Genomic DNA, 21,243 nt, shown 5'->3' with positions numbered 1-21,243 from the left:
ACCGCCTCCTGGTCGATGGTGACATCCGCGTTGACGGTCATGCTGCCGACCCTAGGCAGGGCCGGACGGGACCGGTGGTCCCGCGGGGCGCGACGCCGGTCACATCGGACGGGGGCGTACCTCCCGGGTGAAGCACGCGTCCAGCTCCGCCGGCAGCGTCACGCCGCCGCCCGCTCCCACGGCTGCGGTACGCGCACCGCGGCCATCCCCGCCGCCGTCGCGGCCCGCACCCCGAGCGCGGTGTCCTCGAAGACCAGGCAGTGTTCCGGCGCCACGCCGAGCCGCCGGGCGGCGAGCAGGAAGGCTTCCGGGTCCGGCTTGGCCCGCGCATAGTCCCCGGCGCAGACCAGCGTCTCGAACCGGTCGAGCAGGCCCAGCGCGGCGAGCGAGGCGGTGACCGACTCCCGGGTGCCGCCCGAGACCACCGCGAACGGGACCCGTCCGTGGGCCTCCTCGATGTGCGCCAGCACCTCCGGCACGGCGCTCACCTCAGGCAGCCCGCGCTGGTAGAACGCCTCCTGGCGGCGCACCACCACCTCGACCGGCATGGCCAGCCCGTGCCGCTCGTTGAGGGTGACCACGATGTCGACGACCGGCCGGCCGCCCCAGGCGTAGAACAGCTCCTCGGGGAACTCGCAGCCCCACTCGTCCAGCGCCGCCCGCCAGGCCGCGTAGTGCAGCGGCATCGAGTCGACGATGGTGCCGTCGCAGTCGAACAGGTACGCGCGGAAGTCGCCGGGCGGCAGGGGCAGGAGCATCGGTGCAGGGTACGGGAAATCCGCTGGCGGCCCCGTCGCCGCCTCTGCCAGGGTCCGGGTCGTGGAACGCAGCAGGATCGCGCGGGCGGACGAGTTGACCGAGGTGCAGCGGATCGAGGTGGCCTCCGGGGCGCCGTTCCGGGAGATCGGCATGGCCGACGTCGCCGACCTGCCACCGCTGCCGCTGGACGCGCTGGCCGCCGCCGAGCGCGCCGGGCGGGTCCGGGTCGCGGTCGACGCGGCGGACCGGCCGGTCGCCTTCGTGGTGGTCGAGCTGGTGGACGGGTGCGCGCACGTGCAGCAGCTCAGCGTCGACCCGGCGTACGCGCGGCGGGGGATCGGGCGGCGGCTGCTCGACGACGTGGCCGGGTGGGCGGCCGGCCGGGGACTGCCGGCGCTGACCCTGACCACGTTCCGCGCCGTGCCATGGAACGGGCCGTACTACGCGCGCTGCGGGTTCCGGGAGCTGACCGGGGCGGAGGTCACGCCGGGGCTGGCCGGGCTGCTGGCCGCCGAGGCGGCGCTGGGACTTGACCCGGCCGAGCGGATCGCCATGCGCCGGCCGATCGGCTGGCCATCACCGCGTACCGCTGGGGGGGAGCCGGCCGCGGACGGTGGCCGCGGCGGCGTCCCGGCTGGTCCAGCGGACCCGGATCCGCTGCACGACCAGCGCGCTCACCTGTGCACCCCGGTGACCAGGCGTTCGGTGGCCAGGCAGGAGATCAGGCAGCGTTCCTTGGCGTCGCCGGTCAGCCGGGCCGTCCAGTCGGTGAAGCCGCCGTCGCCGACCTCCAGGGCCCCGTCGCCGAGCGTGAGGCGAAGCGCGGCCCCGACGTAGTAGCCGCGCCCGCGCTTCCGCTCCGGCTCGTCGCGCAGCGCGACCCCGTCGCCGGTCAGGGCGGGCCGGACCGTGTCGGCGAGCCGTTCGCCAACGACCGCGTCGAGGACCGTGACATGCAGCCGGGGCGCGGCCGGGGCGGCCAGCTCCGCGAGCACGGTCCGCCAGAACGCGAGGTGCCGGACGAGCAGGCGCGCCTCGGTCCGGCCGGATCCCGCGTCCCGGGCGGTGGAGACCAGGGTGAAGAGCCGGAAGTGTGCCGAGGCGCCCGGCCCGAAGTCCTGCGCCCGGAGCACCCGGTGCGCGGCCGCCAGGTGCACCTCGGCATGTCGCCCGCGGCGCACGGCCGCCTCGACGGCCAGGGCGTTCGTCGGGTCGCTCACCACCTCGGTGCCGCGCATCGTGGTGACGATCCGGTGCTGGCTGACCGGGGCGACGGCGGCGCAGGTGCCGAGCGGGGCGACCGGGGACAGCTCGATACCCGCCACGTCGGCCGGCAGCAGTTCCCAGACCCGCGCCTCCACCCGGGCCAGCGTGCGGGGGTCGACCTCCGCCGCGCGGACGAAGCGGTCCGCGCGCCAGCGCCGCACGACGTCCGGCGGGCGGACGGCCGCGGCCCGGTCCCGGGCCACCGTCAGCAGCAGCGTCCGCAGGTCCGCCGGCGGCAGGGCGGCCAGCGCGGCGCGCGTCCCCGGTGGCAGCGCCGCCCACACCCGGCGCTCCGCGCCGGACAGTCCGCCCTCGTCCACGGCCGCCACCCTCGCGTACGCGCCGCGCCCGGGTCCAGCGGGTTTCGCCTCAGTGGGCGCCGCCGAGGTTGAGCACCACCACCCCGGCGATGACCAAGCCGGCGCCGACCACCTTGGCCACGCTGAGCGGCTCGCCGAGGAACGCCGCGCCGATCGCCATGATCGCCGCGGTGCCGAGTCCGGACCAGATCGCGTACGCCACGCCGACCGGGATCTCCTTGACCGCCAGGGCGAGCAGCCCGAACGCCGACAGGTACGCCACCGCCAGGCCGAGCGTCGGCCAGAGCCGGGTGAAGCCCTCGGTCGCCTTGAGCAGGCTGGTCCCGATCACCTCGGCGGTGATCGCACCCAGCAGGAACAGGTACGCCATCCGGGGACCGTACCGGGACGGGGCCGGTTGCCGCGCCGCCGCGCGCGGCAGTGAGATTCGCCGCGCCACGCAGCATCGTCCTGATCTCCTAGAGACAACTGCGCCCTTCGCCTGGCAGGCTGCCACCCATGACCCTGAAGCTTCGTTCCGTCGGGGCGAGCGACCGAGGGCTGATCCGCAGCGGGAACCAGGACGCGCTCCACGCCGGCAGCTGGCTCGTCGCCGTCGCCGACGGCATGGGCGGCATGGCGGCCGGTGATCTGGCCAGCCGGATCGCCATCGACGCGGTCGCCCCGCTCGACCTGGAGACACCCGAGGACGCGCTGGTCGCCGCCCTGCAGAGCGGCATCGAGCTGGCCACCGCGCGGATCCGGCAGGCCGTCGAGGAGGACCCGGAACGTCAGGGCATGGGCACCACACTCACCGCGCTGCTCTTCGCCCGCACCGGTAGTTGCCTGGCCCTGGCCCACGTCGGCGACTCCCGCGCCTACCTGTTCCGCGAGGGCGTGCTGAAGCAGGTCACCCGGGACGACACCTTCGTGCAGATGCTGGTCGACCAGGGCGTGATCACCCCCGAGCAGGCGAGCAGCCACCCCCGCCGGGCCGTGGTGACCCAGGCGTTGCAGGGCGACGAGGTCTCCCCGACGTACGCGACGATGGTGCCCTGGGCCGGCGACCGCTGGCTGCTCTGCAGCGACGGCCTCTCCAACGTGGTCCGTGCGGACACCCTCGCCGAGGTGCTCGGCGGCTACGCCGACCGCGAGGAGTGCGCCCGCAAGCTGATCGACCTGGCGCTACGGGCCGGCGGGCCGGACAACATCACGGTGCTGATCGCGGACGTGGTCGAGGAGTAGCGGTCAGCGCCGGCGCGGGGCGGCGCGCCGGGTGGGCTCGGCGGTGGTCGGGTCCTCGGGCCACGGATGCCGGGGATAGCGCCCGCGCAGCTCCGCCCGCACCTGCGGGTAGCCCACCCGCCAGAAGGAGGCCAGGTCGGCGGTGACCGCCACCGGCCGGCCGGCGGGGGAGAGCAGGTGCAGCAGCACCGGCACCCGGCCGTCGGCGATCCGCGGCGCGTCCCGCCAGCCGAAGGTCTCCTGAAGTTTCACCGCCAGCACCGGGGCGGCCGGGTCGGTGTAGTCCACCCGGATCCGGGAGCCGCTGGGCACGGGGAGCCGCTCCGGCGCCAGCTCGTCCAGCCGGGCCGCCTGCCGCCAGTCGAGCAGCCGACGCAGCGCCGCCGCCACGTCGATCCGGGCCAGGTCGGCCCGGCGCCGGGCGCGGGTCAGCTCCGGGCCGAGCCAGCTGGGCGCGGCGGCGAGCAGCGCCGGGTCGGTGACGTCGGGCCAGTCGTCGCCGCACGCCCGCCGGCAGAAGGCCAGCCGGAGGCGCAGCGCCGTCGCCTCCGGCGTCCAGGTCAGCAGGCCCAGCCCGCCCTGCCGCAGGCCGGTGAGCACGGCCTCGGCGACCTCCGCCGGGTCCGGCGCGGCCAGCGGGCGGTCGACCAGCTCGATCGCGCCGAGCCGGACCACCTCCCGGGCCACCACGTCCGCGCCCGACCAGCCGACCTCGCGCGCGGTACGCAGCAGCGGCCCGCCGGCCTCCCGCGCGGTCGGCTCGTCCACCGGCGTGGCCAGCCGCACCCGGGCGGTGGGCGCGCCGGGGGAGCGGTCGGCCACCGCGACCGCCAGCCACGTCGACCCGACCAGCGCCGACCCGGCCGCCAGCTCCGCGGCGGTCCCGCCGGCCATCAGGTACGCGGACCCGCCCGCCCGCCGTGCCCGGGCCAGCCGTTCCGGGTACGCCAACCCGACCAGCAGCCCCGCGGCCAGGTCGTCGGGAAGGCGGTCCGCCGCCTGCGTCCCGCGATCTTGCACTGAGTGCCCGCCTGCTGCGGCCTTCGCCCCGTTCGCCGGGGCCGGATCTGCAAGATCGCGTCCACTCGACGCGCCAGTGGGCACGGCGGCGCGCAGCCGGCGTACCTCGGCGCGCCAGCGGGCGGTGGCGGCCGGGTCGGCGCCGGCGCGCAGCCGACGCCAGAGCGCGGTGAGGTCGTCACCGGCGCCGCCGAGCGTCTCCTCGGCCAGCAGGGCGACCACCTCGGCGGCCCGGTCCGCACCGACCCGCTCCGCCCCGTCCAGCAGCGCCCGGGCCAGCCGGGGGTGCGCCCCGGCGGCCGCGATGGCCCGGCCCCGGGCGGTGATCCGCCCGTCGGTGTCCACCGCGCCGAGCGTGGTCAGCGTCTCCCGGGCGACGGAGAGGGCGGCCGGCGGCGGGGGATCGGGCAGCGCCAGCCCGCTGCCGTCCGGGTCACCCCAGGCAGCCAGCTCCAGCGCGAACCCGGTCAGGTCGGCGGTGGCGATCTCCGGTTCCGGCTGCGGGGCGAGCCGGGCGTGCGTCGCCTCGGACCAGCACCGGTAGACCGCCCCGGGCGCCTCCCGGCCGGCCCGGCCGGCCCGCTGGGTGGCCGCCGCCCGGGAGACGGGCACGGTGACCAGCGCGCCCAGGCCGCGGGCCAGGTCGGTGCGGGGCACCCGGCTCAGCCCGGCGTCGACCACCACGCGCACCCCGGGCACGGTGAGGCTGCTCTCCGCCACGGCGGTGGCCAGTACCACCCGGCGCCGGTCCGGCAGCGCGCCGGTGCCGGGCCCGGCGTCGGGCGCGCCGGGCCGGGCCGGTCGCAGCAGCACCGCGTCCTGGGCCGGCCCGGGCAGCCGGCCGTGCAGCGGCAGCACGGCGACCGTGTCGCGCAGGTCGGCCAGGCGGGCCGCGACCGCGGCGATCTCGCCCGCTCCGGGCAGGAAGACGAGGACGTCCCCGTCCCGCTCGCGCAGCGCCCGCCGGACCGTGGCCGCCACGTGGTCGAGCAACGCCGGGTCGACCCGACCCGCCCCCGGCGCGGCGACCGGCCGGGGCGGCGGCGCCCAGATCCGGGTCACCGGGTGCAGCGCCGCCTCCGCGCGCACCACGGGCGCCGGCCCGTCCGCGCCGCCGAGCAGGGCGGCGAACCGGTCCGCCTGCGGGGTGGCCGACATCGCCAGAAGCCACAGGTCGGGCCGGAGCGCGCCCCGGGCCTCCACGGCGAAGGCCAGCGCCAGGTCGGCGTCGAGCTGCCGTTCGTGGCACTCGTCGAGCAGCACCGCGGCCACCCCGGGCAGCTCGGGGTCGTGGTGCAGCCGCCGGACCAGCAGCCCGGTGGTCACCACCTCGACGCGGGTCGCCGGACCGACCCGGCGCTCGCCGCGTACGGCGTAGCCGATCCGGCCGCCGACCCGCTCGCCGAGCAGGGCGGCCATCCGGTGGGCGGCGGCCCGGGCGGCGACCCGGCGGGGCTGGGCGATCACCACCCGGCCGGGGACCTCGTCGGCCACCGCGAGGGGCGCCAGGGTGGTCTTGCCGGTGCCGGGCGGCGCCACCAGGACGCCCGTGCCGGCCGTGCGCACCGCCCCGACCAGGGCCGGCAGCACCGGCCGGACCGGCAGGTCGAGCGGTACGTCGGAGAGCACGCTCCCACTCTCGCACCCGGGCCCGCGGGTGGAAGCCGGGCCCCTGTTCCGCTTCTCACATTGACCGTCACCGCTCGGTGGCGTTGGGTGACGGTCATGGCGATGATGGCGTACGACGCGGTCTCTGCCGCCGCCTTCGCGGCGACCCGGCACGTGCCCGTCGAGGGGCTGGCGAGCTGGCGGGCCGTGGTGGCCCGGCACCTGCCGGCTGGGCCGGGCGTGCGGGTGCTCGACCTGGGGGCGGGCACCGGCGCCTGGGCGACCGCCTTCCGGTCCTGGTACGGCGTGGACGTGGTGGCGGTGGAGCCGTCGGCGGAGATGCGGGCCCGCTCGGCGTACCCGGGCATGGTGGCCGGGCGGGCCGAGGCGCTACCGCTCGCCGCGGCCGACCTCGACGGGGCCTGGCTCTCCACGGTGGTGCACCACCTGCCCGACCTGCCGGTGGTCGCCGCCGAGCTGCGCCGCGTGCTGCGGCCCGGCGCGCCGGTGCTGATCCGGTCGGTCTTCGCCGGCCGCGCCGGCGGCGTCACGCTGTTCCGGTGGTTCCCAGAGGCACTGCGGGTGCTGGACGGCTACCCCTCGGTGGCCGAGGTCTGCGCCGCGTTCGAGTCGGCCGGCTTCGCCCCGGTCGCCCTGGCGCCGGTGCCGCAGGTCAGCGCCCTTTCACTGCGGGCCGCCGTGGACGGGCTGCGGCGGGCGGCGCACACCCCGCTGGCGCTGCTCGACGACGCCGACTACGACCGGGGGCTGCGCCGGATGCGGGCCGCCGCGGAGCGGACGCCGCACGCGCCGGTGGTCGACACGATGGACCTGCTGGTGCTCCGCTGACGCGGAACGGCCCGGCCGGCGAACCGCCGACCGGGCCGCAGTGGACGCGCCGGTGGCCGGGCCCGCCGGCCCGGCCACCGTTCCCACCCCCCTAGTACGTTCCGTCGAGCTGCCCCCGCAGCTTCGTCAGCGCTCGGGCGAGCAGCCGGGACACGTGCATCTGCGACACGCCGATCTGCTCGGCGATCTGCGACTGGGTCAGGTTGCCGTAGAAGCGCAGCGTGAGGATCTTCTGCTCGCGCTCGTCCAGCGTGGCGAGGGCCGGGCCCAGGGCCACCCGCAGCTCGGCCAGCTCGAACTCGCCGTCCTCGCCGCCGAGCATGTCGCCCAGCTCGGTGGCCCGGTCGCCGTCGCCGGTCGGGGTGGACAGCGACACCGCGTTGTACGCGCGGGCACCCTCCAGGCCCTCCAGGACCTCTTCCTCGGTGAGGTTGAGGTGGCCGGCGATGTCGGCGACCGTCGGCGAGCGGCCGAGGGTCTGCAGCAGCGTGCTGTTGGCGTCGGAGATGGCCAGCCGCAGCTCCTGGAGGCGGCGGGGCACCCGGATGTCCCAGGTGCGGTCGCGGAAGTGCCGCTTGAGCTCGCCGATGATGGTCGGGATGGCGTAGCCGGCGAAGTCGACGCCCCGGGCGGGGTCGAACTTGTCGATCGCCTTGATCAGGCCGACCGCGGCGGTCTGCGCCAGGTCGTCGGTGGGCTCGCCGCGACCGCTGTAGCGGTGGGCGAGGTGGTTGGCGAGCGGCAGCCAGGCCTCGATCGCCCGGTCGCGCAGCGCGGCGCGCGACGGGTGGCCGGCGGGCAGCGCGGCCATCGCGTGGAGCAGATCGGTGGCGCTGTCGGTGAGCGCACGGGGGTCGAGCTTCGCGGAGGTGGACGGCGACGTGGTCGCCCGCTCGGTGGTCTTCGCGGTCATGGGTGGTCCTCCCTGCACCTCGTCCGCGGAAAAAAGACGTGACGCTTCGGTTTAGCTTCTGGTAGTCCGTTCGGAAGCCACCTTAACCCGATCAGCCCCGAGAAATCTAGCCGAAAGTACGATGTACTTAAGCGGCGTTAGGGCATCAAGAGCGCGAATCTGCCGCAAAACCTCTCGTATTCGATGGGCCGGACGGGCCCGGCCGTACCATCCGCTCAGTGAGCCGGCGCCGCCGACCGGTCAATATGAAACCCGACAACCGGCTCAGAATGTCGACTTTCCGTCGTTGTCCCGCGTGCGGGACCGCCCGTAGCGTCCGGTGTACACGTCTTCGGAGGCATCGTGCTCGATCCCGCCGCTCCGCAACTCGTCGTCAACGCCCGGACCCTGCTGTTCAGCTGGCTCCCGGCGGAACCCGACGCGGTCGCGGCGTTCGTTCCGGCCGGCCTGCGCGCCCGCCCCGACGGACAGGTCTTCCTCTGCCAGTACGTGGTCGACGACGACAGCCAGACCTCCGGGTTCGGCGCCTACTCCTGCACCTTCCTCGGGGTGTCGCTGCAGGGCATGGAGCCGCCCGACGGAGACGGCCCCGGCGGCTGGTGGACCGACTACGTCGCGTCCAGCACCCGGGTCCGGCAGTACGTGGCCGCCCGGGGTGCCCCGGCGGTGGCCGGCGAGACCGTCCTGGACCTGCGGGGCGGGCGGCTCACCGCGGAGACCCGGCTGGACGGGCGGGTCGTCATCCGCGTCGTGGCCCGCGTCGGGCACACCGGCACGGAGGTGCACAGCGGCCACCACCGGTACGTCACGGCGCGCGACGGTGAACTGCTCATCGTCGACTACCCGTACGTGGCCGAGCCGGTATCGCCGTTCGAGATCGAGTCGGTGGAGTTCCTCGCCCCGGAGCACCCGGTCTACCCGCTACGCCCGGCCAACCCGCTGGTCGTCTGCTCGGGCTTCTACTCGCCCCGGGTGTCCTTCGCGTACCCGGCCCGGCCGAACCCGTTCGACGAGCCGATGCCGGTCGACGTCCCGGCCGCGCAGGCTCACCAGGTGCCGGCCCGGCGGGCGCGCAGCGGCCTGCCGTCCGGGTCGTAGACGAGCCGGTACGCGGGCAGCGCCCAGAGCCGGGTGAGCCAGGGCAGCCGTTCCGGCCGGTGCGGTCGCAGCCGCCCCGGCGGCCGGGGCCCGTGCCGCCCCGACGCGTGCCAGCGCTCCAGCGCCTCGGCCGCCGCCGCGATCGCGGCGACCGCGTCCACGGGGTCGAGCAGATCCCCATCGTCCCCGCCGTCCGGGTCCCGGTCCAGGTGCTCCCGCCACAGGCGCAGCCGCAGGTCCCGGGCGAACACCCGGGCGCCGTCGCCCAGGCCGGGCGGGTCCGTCGGGCTGCGCTCGTCCCGGGTCTCGTCCAGCACCGCGCAGGACAGCTCGCTGTCGTGCGTCCAGGAGCGGCGGTTGAAGTTGTCGCTGCCGACGCTGGCCCACATGTCGTCCACCACGCAGACCTTCGCGTGCACGTAGACCGGGGTGCCCTCGTGGTTCTCCAGGTCGAAGACGTGCACCCGGTCGGGGGCGGCCCGGTGGCAGAGCGAAAGCGCTTGTTCCCGGCCCACCATGTTCGGTGGCAGCGCCAGCCGGCCGTCCACGTCCGGGTGGCGGGGCACCACCGCGACGAGATGCAGCTCGGGCTGTTCGCGCAGTGCCTGCGCGAACAGGTTCGCCACCTCCGTCGACCAGAGGTACTGGTCCTCCAGGTAGATCAGCCGGCGGGCCCGGCGGACGGCCTTGGTGTAGCCGCGCGCCACCGTCCGTTCCCCGTTCGGGGCGAACGGGTAGCGCGGCCGTACCGCCGGATAGGTGCGCAGCACCTGGATCTGGTGGGTGCCGCAGGGCGGGGGATCGGCGGGCTGGTCGGGCAGCGGGTCCGGGCTCAGGTCGGCGCCGCGCAGCCGGTCCCGCAGGTAGGCCAGCGGGTTCTCCGAGTCCAGCGGCGTCGGGTCGGTCCAGCGCTCCCGGAACGTGGTGTCCAGCGCGCCGACCACCGGGCCGCGCAGCGCGAGCTGGACGTCGTGCCACGGTGGACGCGGCCCGTACTTCGGGGACATGGTCACCGGTTGGGGGTCGCCCCGGTGCGCGGCGTCGTCCCGGCGGCTGTGGCACAGGTCGATCCCGCCGGCGAACGCGACGTCGCGCGCCGGGTCGTCCGGGTGGCGCAGCAACACCAGCTTCTGGTGGTGCGAGCCGCCGCGGCGGACCCGCTGGTCCAGCAGCACCTCGGCGCCGGCCGCGCAGAGCGCCTCGCTGAGGTCGCGGTTCTCCGCCTCGCTGTAGGAGAGCGCGTCGAGGTGGGAACGCCAGATCAGGCCCTTGACGATCACGCCGCGCTGGGCAGCCTGGGCGAAGAGTTGCACCACGGTCGGGCCGTCGGGGCGCATCCGCTGGTCGGGGTCGCCCCGCCAGTCGGTGAAGAACAGGTGGTCGCCCGCCCGCAGCGCTTCCACCTCGCGCACCAGCCGGTCGAAGTACGCCGCTCCGTGAATCAACGGCTCGGCGAGGTTTCCCGTCGCCCAGACGGGTAAATCAGACCCCGGGTTGGCGCGTTCCTGTGCGGTGAGGAACCAGTCCCGCATCGCCACGTTCCAGCCTCCCCGAGGTCGACCACGTCCTCACGGTAGGACCCCCGAGACTGCCCCGCACGTCGACCGCCCCTGGTCGGCCGGCTCTCCCGAGGGCCCCACCGCACCCCTGGATCCCGAGCACTGAGGAGGCAACACCATGCCCGCCGAGACGACGAACACCGTGACCGAGTACCGCGACCAGGCGGTCGAGGGGGAGCGGGGTGCGCTGGTGGCGGTCTTGGTGATGGTGATCCTCGGCGTTGCCGGCATCTTTGCCGTCTCCTGACCCGCCGGCGGGCGCCCCGGGGAGACCCGGGACGCCCGTCCGGCACGCGGTCAGGCGCGGGCGCCCTCACCACCGGTGTGCGGCAGCCGCTCGGCCGGGATCACGCCGAGTCGGCCGGCCTGGTAGTCCTCGACCGCCTGGATCAGCTCGGCCCGGGTGTTCATCACGAACGGGCCGTAGTGCGCCACCGGCTCCCGGATCGGCTGCCCACCCATGATGTACAGCTCCAGGGCCGGGGTGTTCGAGTCCTGCTGAGGATCGGCGGTGACCCGCAGCGCGTCGCCCGGGCCGTGCACCGCGAGCTGACCGAGGTGGATCGGCCGGCGGTCGGTGCCGACGGTGCCCCGCCCGGCCAGCACGTAGACCAGCGCGTTGAAGTCCGGCCGCCAGGGCAGGCTCAGCTCGGCGCCGGGCTGCAGCGTCACGTGGGCGATGGTGATCGGGGTGTGCGTCGAGCCCGGGCCGCGGTGCCCGGCGACCTCACCGGCGATCACCCGGATCAGCGCGCCGCCGTCCGGTGTGGTCAGCAGCGCCGACTCCCGGCCGCGGATGTCCTGGTACCGCGGCGGGTTCATCTTCGCCACCTTGGGCAGGTTGACCCAGAGCTGGAGGCCGTGGAACAGGCCGCCGCTCGTCACCAGGTGCTCCGGCGGCGCCTCGATGTGCAGCAGGCCACGTCCGGCCGTCATCCACTGGGTGTCGCCGTCGGTGATGCTGCCGCCGCCACCCTGCGAGTCCTGGTGGTCCATGATCCCGTCGATCATGTAGGTCACGGTCTCGAAGCCCCGGTGCGGGTGCCACGGGGTGCCCTTCGGCTCGCCCGGCGCGTAGTCCACCTCTCCCATCTGGTCGAGGTGGATGAACGGGTCCAGCTCGGTCATCGGGACCCCGGCGAAGGCCCGGCGGACCGGGAAGCCCTCGCCCTCGTAGCCGCTCGGCGCGGTGGTCAGCCGGCGGACCGGGCGGAAGGTGGTGGACTCGGCGAGCTCCGGCAGGCGGGGCAGGACGAGGACGTCGTCGACGGTGATGGCGGGCATCTCGGGCTCCTTACTTGTCGGCCGGGGTGGACGACGCGTCGCGGTCGGCGCGCAGGCGCCGGCCGAGCCGCTCGAAGACCCGGGTGAGGCAGGCGATCTCGGCGTCGTCGAGGTCGTCCATCAGGTGGGTGCGCACGGATCGCAGGTGGTGCGGCGCGGCCTCGCGCAGCGTGAGCAGGCCGGCGGCGGTGAGGACCGCCTCGCTGCCGCGGCGGTCCTCCGGGCAGGACTCCTTGGCCACCAGCCCGCGCTTCTGCATCGAGGTGATCTGGTACGTCAGCCGGCTCGGCGAGAAGACCAGTCGGCTGGCCAGCTCGCCCATCCGCAGCCGCTGCCCCGGTGCCTCGGAGAGCAGCACCAGCACGTGGTAGTCGGCGAAGCTCAGCTCGCTCGCCGTGCGCAGGTCGTCCTCGAGCTGCGTGAACAGCCGCTGGCTCGCCTCGATGTACGCGCGCCAGGCGGCCATCCGCTCGGGGGTCAGGCTCTCGGTCACGGGTACGAGAGTAGCACTACTTAAAATTTAAACAAGCCTCCCGGCCTTCGAGTGATCGGCGCGACATCCAGGCGCGAAGCAGACGAGGTTCGAATTTGAAAGGTCGCGTTCTCGCCGGCCGGGTGCGGCCGGTGAGGCGTGACGAGGCGCGCTGACCGTGGTGCGCGTGGCGTGATCAGGGCTACGCGGGGAACGCCGTGACCATGTGGGGACCCTGCGCCGGGCTGATGGCGGATGGGTGAGCCGGGTAGCGGGCGGCGCACGGAGAGCATCTGGCGGCGGGCAAGTCTCCTGGAGCTTTTCTTCGATCTTGTCTTCGTGTTCGCGCTCGATCAGCTCGGGATGCGGCTGATCAACGAGCTCAACACTGGGCGCCCGCTCCGGCTCGGCGAGACGGTGGAGACCGTCCTGCTGTTCCTGGCGCTCTGGTTCATGTGGGTGTCGACGGTCGCCACCACCAGCGTTCGGCCCCCGGATTCACTGCTGATCCAGACCGTGGTGTTCATATCGATGGCTGGCGCCGTGGTGATGGCCGTCGCGGTGCAGGGGTTCGGGCAGCGGGTTTTCGTCTTCGCCAGCACCTACATAGCGGCCAATATGGGCCGCCAGCTGCTTCTTGTGGTCGTCCGACCGCGGTGGATCGCCACCCCGACCCTGCTCTCCGGGGTCGTGAGCATAGTGCCGTGGATGGCGGGGGCGCTGGTGGACGACGACGATCTCCGCGCCGCGCTCTGGGCCCTCGCGCTGGCCCTCGAATACGGCGGGCTGGTGGTCGGCTGGCTGCGATACGGCGTAGCGATCGCTGGTGAGCACCTGGCCGAGCGGTTGGAGCAGTTCTTGTTGATCGCATTGGGTGCCGCGATATTCCTGTCCGGCAGAGCCCTGAGCAACAGCGACTTCGGCATCCCGCATGCAGCCGGGTTCGGTCTGGCCTTCGTCGCCACCGTGCTGCTCTGGCGGATCTATCTCTACCGGGCCGGGCTCACCCTGGCGCCGGCCATCACCCGCGCCAGGAACCCGGTCCGGCAGTCCGTGGGAGTCGCCGGGAGTCACCTGCTCATGATCGCCGGTGTGGTCCTGGCAGGTGTCGGCTTCGAGCTGTACATCAGCGAGCCGGCCGGCCGGCCGGATCCGCGGTGGCTCGTCGCCATCCTTGGCGGGCCCGCGCTGTTCCTGGCCGGGCGGGCGCCCTTCGAGCTGCAGGTCTTCGGCCGGATCTCCCGATCGAGGCTGACCGGCCTCCTCGCCCTGGGCCTCCTGATCCCGGCCACGTGGCACGCGCCACCCCTGGCTGCCGGTGGCGCCGCCGCAGCGGTACTGGCCGGAATCGCCGGCTCGGACGCTTGGCGCGCCCGGGGTCGCGCCCCCGAGCTTCCCGCCCCACGGATCTGATTGCCGGGAACCCTGCGCGGTCGGAACTACCAGGTCTGGTCGCTGGCGCGGACGAGGATCTCGTTGACGGAGACCCGGCGCTCCCGGGTGACGACGAAGGTGATCGCCTCGGCGATGTCTTCGGGGCGCAGCAGCTCCAGCCCAGCGATCTGCTGGTCGATCTGCTCCCTGACCTCGTCGCGAGAGCGCGAGGCGAACTCGGTGCTGACGGTTCCGGGTTCGATCACACTCACGCGTAGACGCTTCCGCAGGACCTCCTGGCGCAGCGATTCGGAGAACGCGTTGACGCCGAACTTCGTCAGGCTGTACACCGCCTGACCGGGCCGGGCCACGCGCCCGCCGGTGGAGCTGATGTTGACCATGTCCGCGACCCGACGGGGCGAATCCTCGGCGGCGCGGAGCAGGTGCGGAAGTGCTGCGTGGGTGACGTAGAGCAACCCCTGGAGGTTCACTGCCAGCATGCGGTCCCACTCCTCGGTCGGCGTACCGAGGACCGGTCCGAGGAGGCCCAACCCGGCGTTGTTCACCAGAATGTCCAGGCGGCCCAGCTCGGACACCGCCCGCTCGACGGCGGCGATCCCCTGCTCTTGCTCTGTGATGTCGGCTTCCACCGCGAGCGCCGCGCCACCCTCGGTGCGAATCTTGCCGGCCAGCTCCTCGATCCGTTCGCGGCGGCGAGCAACCACCACGACGGCGGCACCCTCGGCGGCAAGGCTACGGGCGGTCGCCTCGCCGATGCCGCTACTGGCGCCGGTCACCAGAGCGACGGTGTCCTGCAGGCGGCCAGGCATGTCTGCCTCCTGACTCCGGTCGACTATCCACCTCAGCGATGCGGTCGTAGTTGTTGATAACACCTGGTCAGGCAGCAGGTGCCCAGTGCGCTCGAATTGGGGATGCGGGGTCTGCCCTGGGCGTCGCCGTGGTGACCCTTGGGGGCTCAGCCGAGCGCGGTAGCGATCAGATCGGCGGAGACCTGCCAGAGCCGGGCTGCGGCCTCGGGGGCGAGCGCGTAGTCGGCGACGCCGCGTCGTACGCCGGGCCGGTGCGGGCCGGCCTCCTGGCAGTCCTCGAAGTAGCGTCCGGTGACGGCGTCGGCCAACGGCGACCCGGCGAGCAGGACGGACGTCGCAGCGCCCTGTTCGATGGTCTTCCAGGACACATCGGTGCTGGTGGGATCGAAGGACGCCGGCGCGTTGCCGATGTCGCCGATGTGGCGGCCCAGGTTCGTTCCGATGATCCGGCCGGGGTTCAGCGCGTTCGCCGTGATGCCGTCGTCGGCCCACCGCGTTGCGGCCTCGACCGCGAACAGGATGTTGGCCGTCTTCGACTGCCCGTACGCGAGCCAGGGATCGTACGGCCGGCGCTCGAAGTTGAGGTCGTCGACGTCGACGTCGCCGTTGACGTGCCCCACGGAACTGACCGCGACAATCCGCGCGCCACCGGCTGCGGCCAGGGCCCGGTGCATGCCGTTGGCCAGGGCGAAGTGGCCCAGGTGGTTGGTCGCGAACTGCATCTCCCAGCCCTGCGCCGTGCGCAGCAGTGGGGTGGCCATGATCCCGGCGTTGTTGACCAGCATGTGCAGCGGTCCGGACCAGGCCGAGACGAATGCCGCGACGGACCCTTGATCGGCCAGGTCCAACGGCGCAACCCGCACCTGTTCGTTGCCGGTCGTCGCGGTCACGTGACGGGCGACCCGTGCGCCGGCCGCCACGTCGCGCACCGCCAGGGTGACCGCCGCACCGGCACCCGCCAGGGCCCGGGCGGTCTCGACACCGAGGCCGGACGACCCGCCGGTCACCACCGCACGGCGTCCCGTCAGGTCGACGCCGGCAATGACCTCGGCGGCGGTCGAGGTGGCCCCGAAGGGGGTGGTCACTCATTCACGCATGGTCTTTCCTCTCACGGCAGGAAGGGCTCGCCGGTTGCTACGCTCACAAGCGGACCCGGCTCCGGTAATCACGGTAAGCGGAGCGTGCTCCGCTTAGCCAGAGATCCGGATCACATGTCAACGCAGCGAGGAGAGGCGTGACCGAGCGAGCCCTGCGGGCGGACGCGCAGCACAACCAGGAGCGGCTGCTCGCGGTTGCCGCGGAGGCCTTCGCGCGAGAGGGCACCCAGGCGTCACTGAAGGCGATCGCCCAGCAGGCCGGCGTCGGGATCGGCACGCTGTACCGGCGCTTCCCCACCCGCGAGACCCTCGTGGAGGCGGTGTACCGCAGCGAGGTCACCCGGCTCTGCGCGGCCGCCAAGCGGTTGCTCGACACGATGCCACCCGACGCGGCGCTGTCCGCCTGGATGGAGGAGTTCGTCGACTTCATGGCGGCCAAACGCGGGATGGCGGACGTGCTGCGACCGGTCCTGCTCTCGGACGAGGACCGGATGCAGACCCGCGCGCTGCTCCGTGCCGCGATCGCGACGCTGCTCGACGCAGGCGCGACCGCCGGCACCACGCGTCCCGGCGTCGACCCCTACGAGGTGCTCATGGGCCTCGGCGGTATCACCATGATCGCCGGCGAGGAGCAGCAGCGGGAACTCGCCAGCCGCCTCATCGGCCTGCTACTGCACGGGATCATCCGACCGCGGGACGAGCGACAGCAGCCGCACGGCTAGGGTCGGGGCGTGGACGATCTCGACCTGCTCGACTGGCGCGAGCGGACGACCCGGCTGTACCTGTCGGACCTCGACCTGGCCGGGTTCCGGGCGGCCCGCGACGAGATGTTCCGCGGGCACCCGCAGAGCCCGCTGCCCGCTGCCGACCGGGCCGCATTCACCGGCCTGCGCTACCACCCCCCGAACCCGGAGGCCGTGGTGGAGGCGCCGCTGCGGCCCGCCTCGGGCACCGAGAGCATCGACACCGGCGGCCCGGACGGAGTGGTGCGCTACCGCCGGGTGGCGGTCGCCGACACGGCCTGGGGGCCGCTCACCCTGTGGTGGATCGAGGCGTACGGGGGCGGGCTGTTCGTGCCGCTGCGCGATGCCACCTGCGGCGTCGAGGCGTACGGCGGCGGGCGCTACCTGACCGACACGGTGAAGGGGACCTTCGGGCGCGGCCTGACCATGCTGCCCGGCGGCCGGGTGCGACTCGATGCCAACTACCTCTACAACCCGAGCTGCGCCTACGACGACCGCTGGGCCTGCCCGCTCGCCCCGCCCGAGAACCGCCTCGACGTGCCGATCCAGGCGGGGGAGCTGGCCTACCGGGGCTGACGGCTCGATGCCGGGGCGGCAGCAGGAAAAGAGGGCCCGCGCGGGCCCTCTTTCATAGCTGCGGTCGGCTACCGGGCGGTCGCGCCGGTCGGGGTGAGGTGCATCCGACCCAGCAGCTGCCGGGCCTGTTCGGCCACGTCGGCCTCCACGGTCACCGCGTACTGGCTGGCTCGTAGCGAACTGGCCGAGGTGAAGTCCCGCTGCCCCCCGGTCATCGCGTGGGCGACCGCGCCGAACACGGCACCCCAGATCGCGCCGATCACCAATCCGGCCAGGATCACCGCGAGCCAGCTCCCGGCGGTGAAGATGCCGAAGAGCAGGCCGATGAAGAGCCCGAACCAGGCGCCCGTGCCCGCGCCCACCAGGGCGGCCCGGCCGGTGGTCATCCGGCCCATGACCGTCTCCACCAGGGTGAGGTTGGTCCCGACGATCGAGGTTCGTTCCACCGGGAACCGGTTGTCCGCCAGATAGTCGACCACCCGCTGCGCGGACGGATAGTCCGGATACGAGCCGATCGTGACGGTCGGCGGGCCCGCCTGCGGCCCGTGCCCGTCCCCGCTCGGCGCGGCCGGACGACCGCCCGGACCGGACGGGAGGTTGTCGCCGCCCGGCATCCCGGGTCGCCAGGCCGCGGACGGAGTCGAGGGTCTGGTCATGAGCATTCCTCCTTCGTCAGACCGCCGCGTTCCCACCGCCGCCCCCCGGTAACTCGTCCGAGCCGGGGGATGTGCGCCGCCCGGCGTGGCATGTCACCCGGGCCGGCCGGGTAGGCACGGGCGTGACGGCGGGACGGATCAGCGAACACGGGTTCCTCGCGGACGGACGCAGTGCCGCGCTGGTGGACCGCGCCGGCGCGGTGAACTGGTGGTGCCCGGCCCGCTTCGACGGCCCGTCGGTCTTCGGGCGGCTGCTCGACGACGGCGCCGGGCACTGGGGCGTCCGGCCCGAGTCCGACTTCACCAGCGAGCGCTGCTACCTGGACGACACGCTGGTGCTGCGTACCGTCTTCACCACCTCGACCGGGGCGGTGGCCGTCACCGACGCCCTGGCGCTCGAGCCGGGGGCGCGCGGGCACGAGATCGGCCTGCGCTCGCCGCGCGTCCTCGCCCGGGTGGTCGAAGGGCTCTCCGGCGAGGTGCCGATGCGGGTCGAGTACCGGCCCCGCTTCGAGTACGGCCGAGTGGGCGCCTACCTCAGCGAGACCGACGGGGTGATCGGCGCGACCGCCGGCGCCACCCGGCTGGAGCTGCGCGCCAACGTCCCGATGAGCTGCGGTGACGGGATGGCGTCCGGTCGCTTCACGGCCCGCGCCGGCAGCACCCACCACTTCACCCTCGGCTTCGCGCCGACCTACGACGGCGGCCGGCCGCGGCTGCCCGACGCCGACCGGGTGGTGGCCGACGCGGTGGCCGGCTGGCGGTCCTGGGCCGGCCTGCACGAGTACCGCGGGCTCTACCGGGAGCAGGTGCGGCGCAGCGCGCTGGTGGTTCAGGGGATGACCTACGGGCCGAGTGGTTCGGTCGTCGCCGCGCCCACCACCTCGCTCCCCGAGGAGCTGGGCGGCGACCGCAACTACGACTACCGCTTCGTCTGGGTACGCGACTTCAGCCTCACCCTCCAGGCGCTCTGGCGGGCCGCCTGCCCGGACGAGGCGAACCGGCAGTTCGCCTGGGTGGCCCGGGCGATGGGCCGGATCGACGACAACCAGGTGCCGATCATGTACGGCGTGGAGGGCGAGCGGGACCTCACCGAACACCCCCTCGACCACCTCGCCGGGTACGCGCGGAGCCGGCCGGTCTTCGTCGGCAACGACGCCTGGCGGCAGCGGCAGAGCGACGTGCTCGGCGAGATCCTCGACGCCGCCTGGTTGATGCGGCACTACCTCGACCCGATGTCGCCCGACGTCCAAAACCTGCTGCACGGCCTGGCCGACCAGGCGGTGCTGGACTGGCGCCGGCCGGACGCCGGGATGTGGGAGGCGCGCGACGCCGAGCGGCACTACGTCTCGTCCAAGGTCCAGTGCTGGACGGCGCTGGACCGGGCCGTCCGGTTCGGGACCCGGATCGGCGACGCCGGGGACGTGACCCGCTGGGCGGCGGCCCGGGACGAGGTGCGTGAGGCGGTGCTCACCCGGGGCTGGAACGACCGGCTCGGGGCGTACACCGGGGCCTTCGACTCCGACCAGCTGGACGCCTCGGTGCTGATCATGCCGTTGGTCGGGTTCCTGCCGGCCGGCGACCCCCGGATGCGGTCCACCGTCGACGCCGTGGAGCGCGGGCTGTCCCGCGACGGGCTGCTGCGCCGGTGGAACACCGACCCGGCGGGCTTCGTGATCTGTTCGTTCTGGCTGGTGGGCTGCCTGGCCGAGGCCAACGAGCTGGACCGGGCGCGGCGGCTCTTCGAGCGGCTCGCCGCCCGGGTCAACGACCTCGGCCTGTACGCCGAGCAGATCGACCAGGACACCGGCGAGCAGCTCGGCAACTTCCCGCAGGCCTTCTCGCACATCGGCCTGATCAACGCGGCCGGTCACCTCACCGAGGCCGCCGAACGGCTCGGCGCCGACACCACCCGACTGACCGTGCCGGCCGGTACGGCCACCATGGAGGGAGCACGCACATGACCGGACGGCTGGCGGGCAGGACCGCGCTCATCACCGGCTCCGACTCGGGCATCGGCCAGGCCACCGCCATCGAGTTCGGCCGGGAGGGCGCCGACGTGGTGGTGCACTACCTGCACGACCACGCCGGGGCGAACCACACGAAGGCCGAGATCGAGAAGGCCGGCCGGCGGGCCGTGGTGGTGCAGGGCGACATCAGCGTGGAACACCAGGTCGAGGCGATGTTCGACGAGGCGCTCGCCGAGTTCGACCGGCTGGACATCCTGATGAACGACGCCGGGGTCGACGCCTCCGGCATCCCGGTGGCGGACCTGGACACCGAGACCTGGGACCGGTGCATCCGCACGAACGTCTACGGGGCGTTCTTCTGCTCCCGCCGCTTCGTCCGGCACCGCCGGGACCAGGGCGGCGGCGGAAAGATCATCAACATCACCTCCATCCACCAGGAGGTGGCCCGAGCCGGCGGCGCGGACTACGACACCAGCAAGGGCGCGATGTTGGAGTTCGCCAAGAGCCTCGCCCTGGAGGTCGCGCCCATGCACATGAACGTCAACAACATCGGCCCGGGCATGGTGCTCACCCCGTTCAACCAGCGGGCCATCGACGACCCGAAGTACCTGGAGGAGCAGGTGCAGAGCATCCCCTGGAAGCGGGCCGCGCAGCCGGAGGAGATCGCCAAGGTGGCGGTCTTCCTGGCCAGCGACGACGCCAACTACGTGACCGGATCGACGTACTTCGTGGACGGCGGTTTGATGCAGAACCAGGGCCAGGGTGCCTGACCGGGCTCAGCCGACCGCCCCGCGCAGCGCCTCGGCGGTCGCCTCGTCGGCGGGGAGGAACGTCTCGATGGACAGCTCCGCCACGGTGACGTCCAGCGGGGTGCCGAAGGTGGAGACCGTGCTGAGCAGGTGCAGCTCCCCGCCGCCATGGCGCAACCGCAGCGGCACCACCACGTCACCCGGCGCCGGCTCCGCCGGAGCCGGCCCGGGCGTCCCGCCCGGATAGCCGCTCAGCTCGTCGTGGAGCGCGGCCAGGTCGGCGTCCGCGGTGAGCGCGGCCTGCCGACGCAGCCGACCCAGCACGTGCGTCCGCCACTGGCCGAGGTTCACCACCCGGGGCGCCAGGCCCTCCGGATGCAGGGTCAGGCGCAGCGCGTTCACCGGCGGGCGGAGCAGGTGCGGCGCCGCCCCGGCGGTCAGCACCGGCACCGCGGCGTTGGCGTCCACCAGGCGCCAGAGCCGGTCCACCGCCACCGCCGGCCACGGCTCGTGGGCGCGCAGCACCAGGCGTACGGCCGCACGGACCCGGCGCAGCTCGGGAGAGTCCAGCGCCGCCTGCGGGTAGGCCGGGGCGTACCCGGCCGCGAGCAGCAGGTGGTTGCGGTCCCGCAGCGGCACGTTTAGGTGCTCGGCGAGCCGCAGCACCATCTCCCGACTCGGCCGGGCGCGGCCGGTCTCCACGAAGCTCAGGTGGCGGGGCGAGATCTCCGCCTCGTGCGCGAGCGCGAGCTGGCTGAGCCGCCGCCGCTCCCGCCACTCCCGCAGCAGGCCGCCGACCGACCGCCCGCGCTCCCGCACCGCCTGCCCCACCCGCACGATCCTAAGCGCCCCGGCTCGCCGCCCGGGGTGTCCCCG

At 74.0% G+C, this 21,243-nt stretch carries 21 protein-coding genes and 1 pseudogene; 10 read left to right on the top strand and 12 right to left on the bottom strand.

Annotation, left to right across the window (positions count from 1 at the left end; translation table 11 throughout):
• Positions 1-158: 158 nt before the first annotated feature.
• Positions 159-758: an HAD family hydrolase gene (locus Q2K19_RS00440; RefSeq protein ID WP_302766620.1), complete on the bottom strand. Its 600-nt coding sequence runs from the start codon at positions 756-758 to the stop codon at positions 159-161.
• Between Q2K19_RS00440 and Q2K19_RS33285 the strand changes: the two are divergent.
• Positions 697-1,227: pseudogene (locus tag Q2K19_RS33285) on the top strand (GNAT family N-acetyltransferase); the annotation flags it as partial. The gene Q2K19_RS00440 and the pseudogene Q2K19_RS33285 overlap by 62 nt on opposite strands.
• Before the next feature lie 206 nt (positions 1,228-1,433).
• Here Q2K19_RS33285 and Q2K19_RS00430 read toward each other — a convergent pair.
• Together Q2K19_RS00430 and Q2K19_RS00425 are read right to left on the bottom strand one after the other, a co-directional pair.
• A complete protein-coding gene (locus Q2K19_RS00430) occupies positions 1,434-2,345 on the bottom strand; it encodes a hypothetical protein (RefSeq protein WP_302766619.1) in 912 nt (303 codons plus the stop codon).
• Positions 2,346-2,394: 49 nt separating this feature from the next.
• Positions 2,395-2,715 carry a DMT family transporter gene (locus tag Q2K19_RS00425; protein WP_302766618.1) on the bottom strand — a complete coding sequence of 107 codons (321 nt, stop codon included), beginning with the start codon at positions 2,713-2,715 and terminating at the stop codon, positions 2,395-2,397.
• A 128-nt stretch (positions 2,716-2,843) separates the two neighbouring features.
• Here Q2K19_RS00425 and Q2K19_RS00420 point away from each other — a divergent pair, with 128 nt between their 5' ends.
• Positions 2,844-3,569, top strand: coding sequence for a PP2C family protein-serine/threonine phosphatase (locus tag Q2K19_RS00420; protein WP_302766616.1), 726 nt, complete (start codon positions 2,844-2,846; stop codon positions 3,567-3,569).
• Positions 3,570-3,572: 3 nt separating this feature from the next.
• Here the strand turns inward: Q2K19_RS00420 and hrpB are convergent, their stop codons facing one another.
• On the bottom strand, positions 3,573-6,218 hold the full coding sequence (hrpB, locus tag Q2K19_RS00415; RefSeq protein ID WP_302766614.1) for an ATP-dependent helicase HrpB: 2,646 nt from the start codon (positions 6,216-6,218) through the stop codon (positions 3,573-3,575).
• Positions 6,219-6,314: 96 nt separating this feature from the next.
• Between hrpB and Q2K19_RS00410 the strand changes: the two genes are divergently transcribed.
• Positions 6,315-7,046: a class I SAM-dependent methyltransferase gene (locus tag Q2K19_RS00410; protein WP_302766613.1), complete on the top strand. Its 732-nt coding sequence runs from the start codon at positions 6,315-6,317 to the stop codon at positions 7,044-7,046.
• 91 nt (positions 7,047-7,137) lie between these two features.
• On the opposite strand, the gene Q2K19_RS00405 is transcribed toward Q2K19_RS00410, so the two are convergent.
• Positions 7,138-7,959, bottom strand: coding sequence for a SigB/SigF/SigG family RNA polymerase sigma factor (locus tag Q2K19_RS00405; protein ID WP_302766611.1), 822 nt, complete (start codon positions 7,957-7,959; stop codon positions 7,138-7,140).
• A 342-nt stretch (positions 7,960-8,301) separates the two neighbouring features.
• Here Q2K19_RS00405 and Q2K19_RS00400 point away from each other — a divergent pair, with 342 nt between their 5' ends.
• Positions 8,302-9,057, top strand: coding sequence for a hypothetical protein (locus tag Q2K19_RS00400; protein ID WP_302766609.1), 756 nt, complete (start codon positions 8,302-8,304; stop codon positions 9,055-9,057).
• Here the strand turns inward: Q2K19_RS00400 and Q2K19_RS00395 are convergent.
• Positions 9,006-10,595, bottom strand: a complete 1,590-nt coding sequence (locus Q2K19_RS00395; protein ID WP_302766608.1) for a phospholipase D family protein — start codon at positions 10,593-10,595, stop codon at positions 9,006-9,008. The genes Q2K19_RS00400 and Q2K19_RS00395 overlap by 52 nt on opposite strands.
• A 139-nt stretch (positions 10,596-10,734) precedes the next feature.
• Between Q2K19_RS00395 and Q2K19_RS00390 the strand changes: the two genes are divergently transcribed.
• A complete protein-coding gene (locus Q2K19_RS00390; RefSeq protein ID WP_302766607.1) occupies positions 10,735-10,863 on the top strand; it encodes a hypothetical protein in 129 nt (42 codons plus the stop codon).
• Between the two features lie 50 nt (positions 10,864-10,913).
• Here Q2K19_RS00390 and Q2K19_RS00385 read toward each other — a convergent pair whose 3' ends face one another.
• Both Q2K19_RS00385 and Q2K19_RS00380 read right to left on the bottom strand, forming a co-directional pair.
• Positions 10,914-11,900: a pirin family protein gene (locus Q2K19_RS00385; protein WP_302766605.1), complete on the bottom strand. Its 987-nt coding sequence runs from the start codon at positions 11,898-11,900 to the stop codon at positions 10,914-10,916.
• A 10-nt stretch (positions 11,901-11,910) separates the two neighbouring features.
• Complete coding sequence (locus Q2K19_RS00380) at positions 11,911-12,393, bottom strand: MarR family winged helix-turn-helix transcriptional regulator (protein ID WP_302766604.1); 483 nt, start codon at positions 12,391-12,393, stop codon at positions 11,911-11,913.
• A gap of 234 nt (positions 12,394-12,627) precedes the next feature.
• On the opposite strand from Q2K19_RS00380, the gene Q2K19_RS00375 reads away from it, so the two are divergent.
• Positions 12,628-13,785: a low temperature requirement protein A gene (locus Q2K19_RS00375; protein ID WP_302766603.1), complete on the top strand. Its 1,158-nt coding sequence runs from the start codon at positions 12,628-12,630 to the stop codon at positions 13,783-13,785.
• A gap of 26 nt (positions 13,786-13,811) precedes the next feature.
• Here the strand turns inward: Q2K19_RS00375 and Q2K19_RS00370 are convergent, their stop codons facing one another.
• Both Q2K19_RS00370 and Q2K19_RS00365 read right to left on the bottom strand, forming a co-directional pair.
• Positions 13,812-14,576: an SDR family NAD(P)-dependent oxidoreductase gene (locus Q2K19_RS00370; RefSeq protein WP_302766601.1), complete on the bottom strand. Its 765-nt coding sequence runs from the start codon at positions 14,574-14,576 to the stop codon at positions 13,812-13,814.
• Between the two features lie 146 nt (positions 14,577-14,722).
• On the bottom strand, positions 14,723-15,661 hold the full coding sequence (locus tag Q2K19_RS00365; RefSeq protein WP_302766599.1) for an SDR family NAD(P)-dependent oxidoreductase: 939 nt from the start codon (positions 15,659-15,661) through the stop codon (positions 14,723-14,725).
• A 149-nt stretch (positions 15,662-15,810) separates the two neighbouring features.
• Here Q2K19_RS00365 and Q2K19_RS00360 point away from each other — a divergent pair, with 149 nt between their 5' ends.
• Both Q2K19_RS00360 and Q2K19_RS00355 read left to right on the top strand, forming a co-directional pair.
• Positions 15,811-16,395 carry a TetR/AcrR family transcriptional regulator gene (locus tag Q2K19_RS00360; RefSeq protein ID WP_302766597.1) on the top strand — a complete coding sequence of 195 codons (585 nt, stop codon included), beginning with the start codon at positions 15,811-15,813 and terminating at the stop codon, positions 16,393-16,395.
• 9 nt (positions 16,396-16,404) lie between these two features.
• Entirely contained in the window at positions 16,405-16,992 is a 588-nt protein-coding gene (locus tag Q2K19_RS00355; protein ID WP_302766596.1) for a DUF1684 domain-containing protein, read from the top strand.
• Positions 16,993-17,060: 68 nt separating this feature from the next.
• On the opposite strand, the gene Q2K19_RS00350 is transcribed toward Q2K19_RS00355, so the two are convergent.
• On the bottom strand, positions 17,061-17,648 hold the full coding sequence (locus Q2K19_RS00350) for a general stress protein (protein ID WP_302766595.1): 588 nt from the start codon (positions 17,646-17,648) through the stop codon (positions 17,061-17,063).
• A gap of 122 nt (positions 17,649-17,770) precedes the next feature.
• Here Q2K19_RS00350 and Q2K19_RS00345 point away from each other — a divergent pair, with 122 nt between their 5' ends.
• Complete coding sequence (locus Q2K19_RS00345) at positions 17,771-19,612, top strand: glycoside hydrolase family 15 protein (RefSeq protein WP_302766594.1); 1,842 nt, start codon at positions 17,771-17,773, stop codon at positions 19,610-19,612.
• Positions 19,609-20,388, top strand: a complete 780-nt coding sequence (locus Q2K19_RS00340; protein WP_302766592.1) for a glucose 1-dehydrogenase — start codon at positions 19,609-19,611, stop codon at positions 20,386-20,388. The genes Q2K19_RS00345 and Q2K19_RS00340 overlap by 4 nt, the downstream gene beginning before the upstream one ends.
• 6 nt (positions 20,389-20,394) lie before the next feature.
• Here the strand turns inward: Q2K19_RS00340 and Q2K19_RS00335 are convergent, their stop codons facing one another.
• Complete coding sequence (locus tag Q2K19_RS00335; RefSeq protein WP_302766591.1) at positions 20,395-21,198, bottom strand: helix-turn-helix transcriptional regulator; 804 nt, start codon at positions 21,196-21,198, stop codon at positions 20,395-20,397.
• Between the last annotated feature and the right edge of the window lie 45 nt (positions 21,199-21,243).

It is taken from the genome of Micromonospora sp. NBRC 110009, assembly GCF_030518795.1.
In the GTDB taxonomy this organism is placed as follows: domain Bacteria; phylum Actinomycetota; class Actinomycetes; order Mycobacteriales; family Micromonosporaceae; genus Micromonospora.
This window is presented reverse-complemented; position numbering and strand designations above follow the sequence as displayed.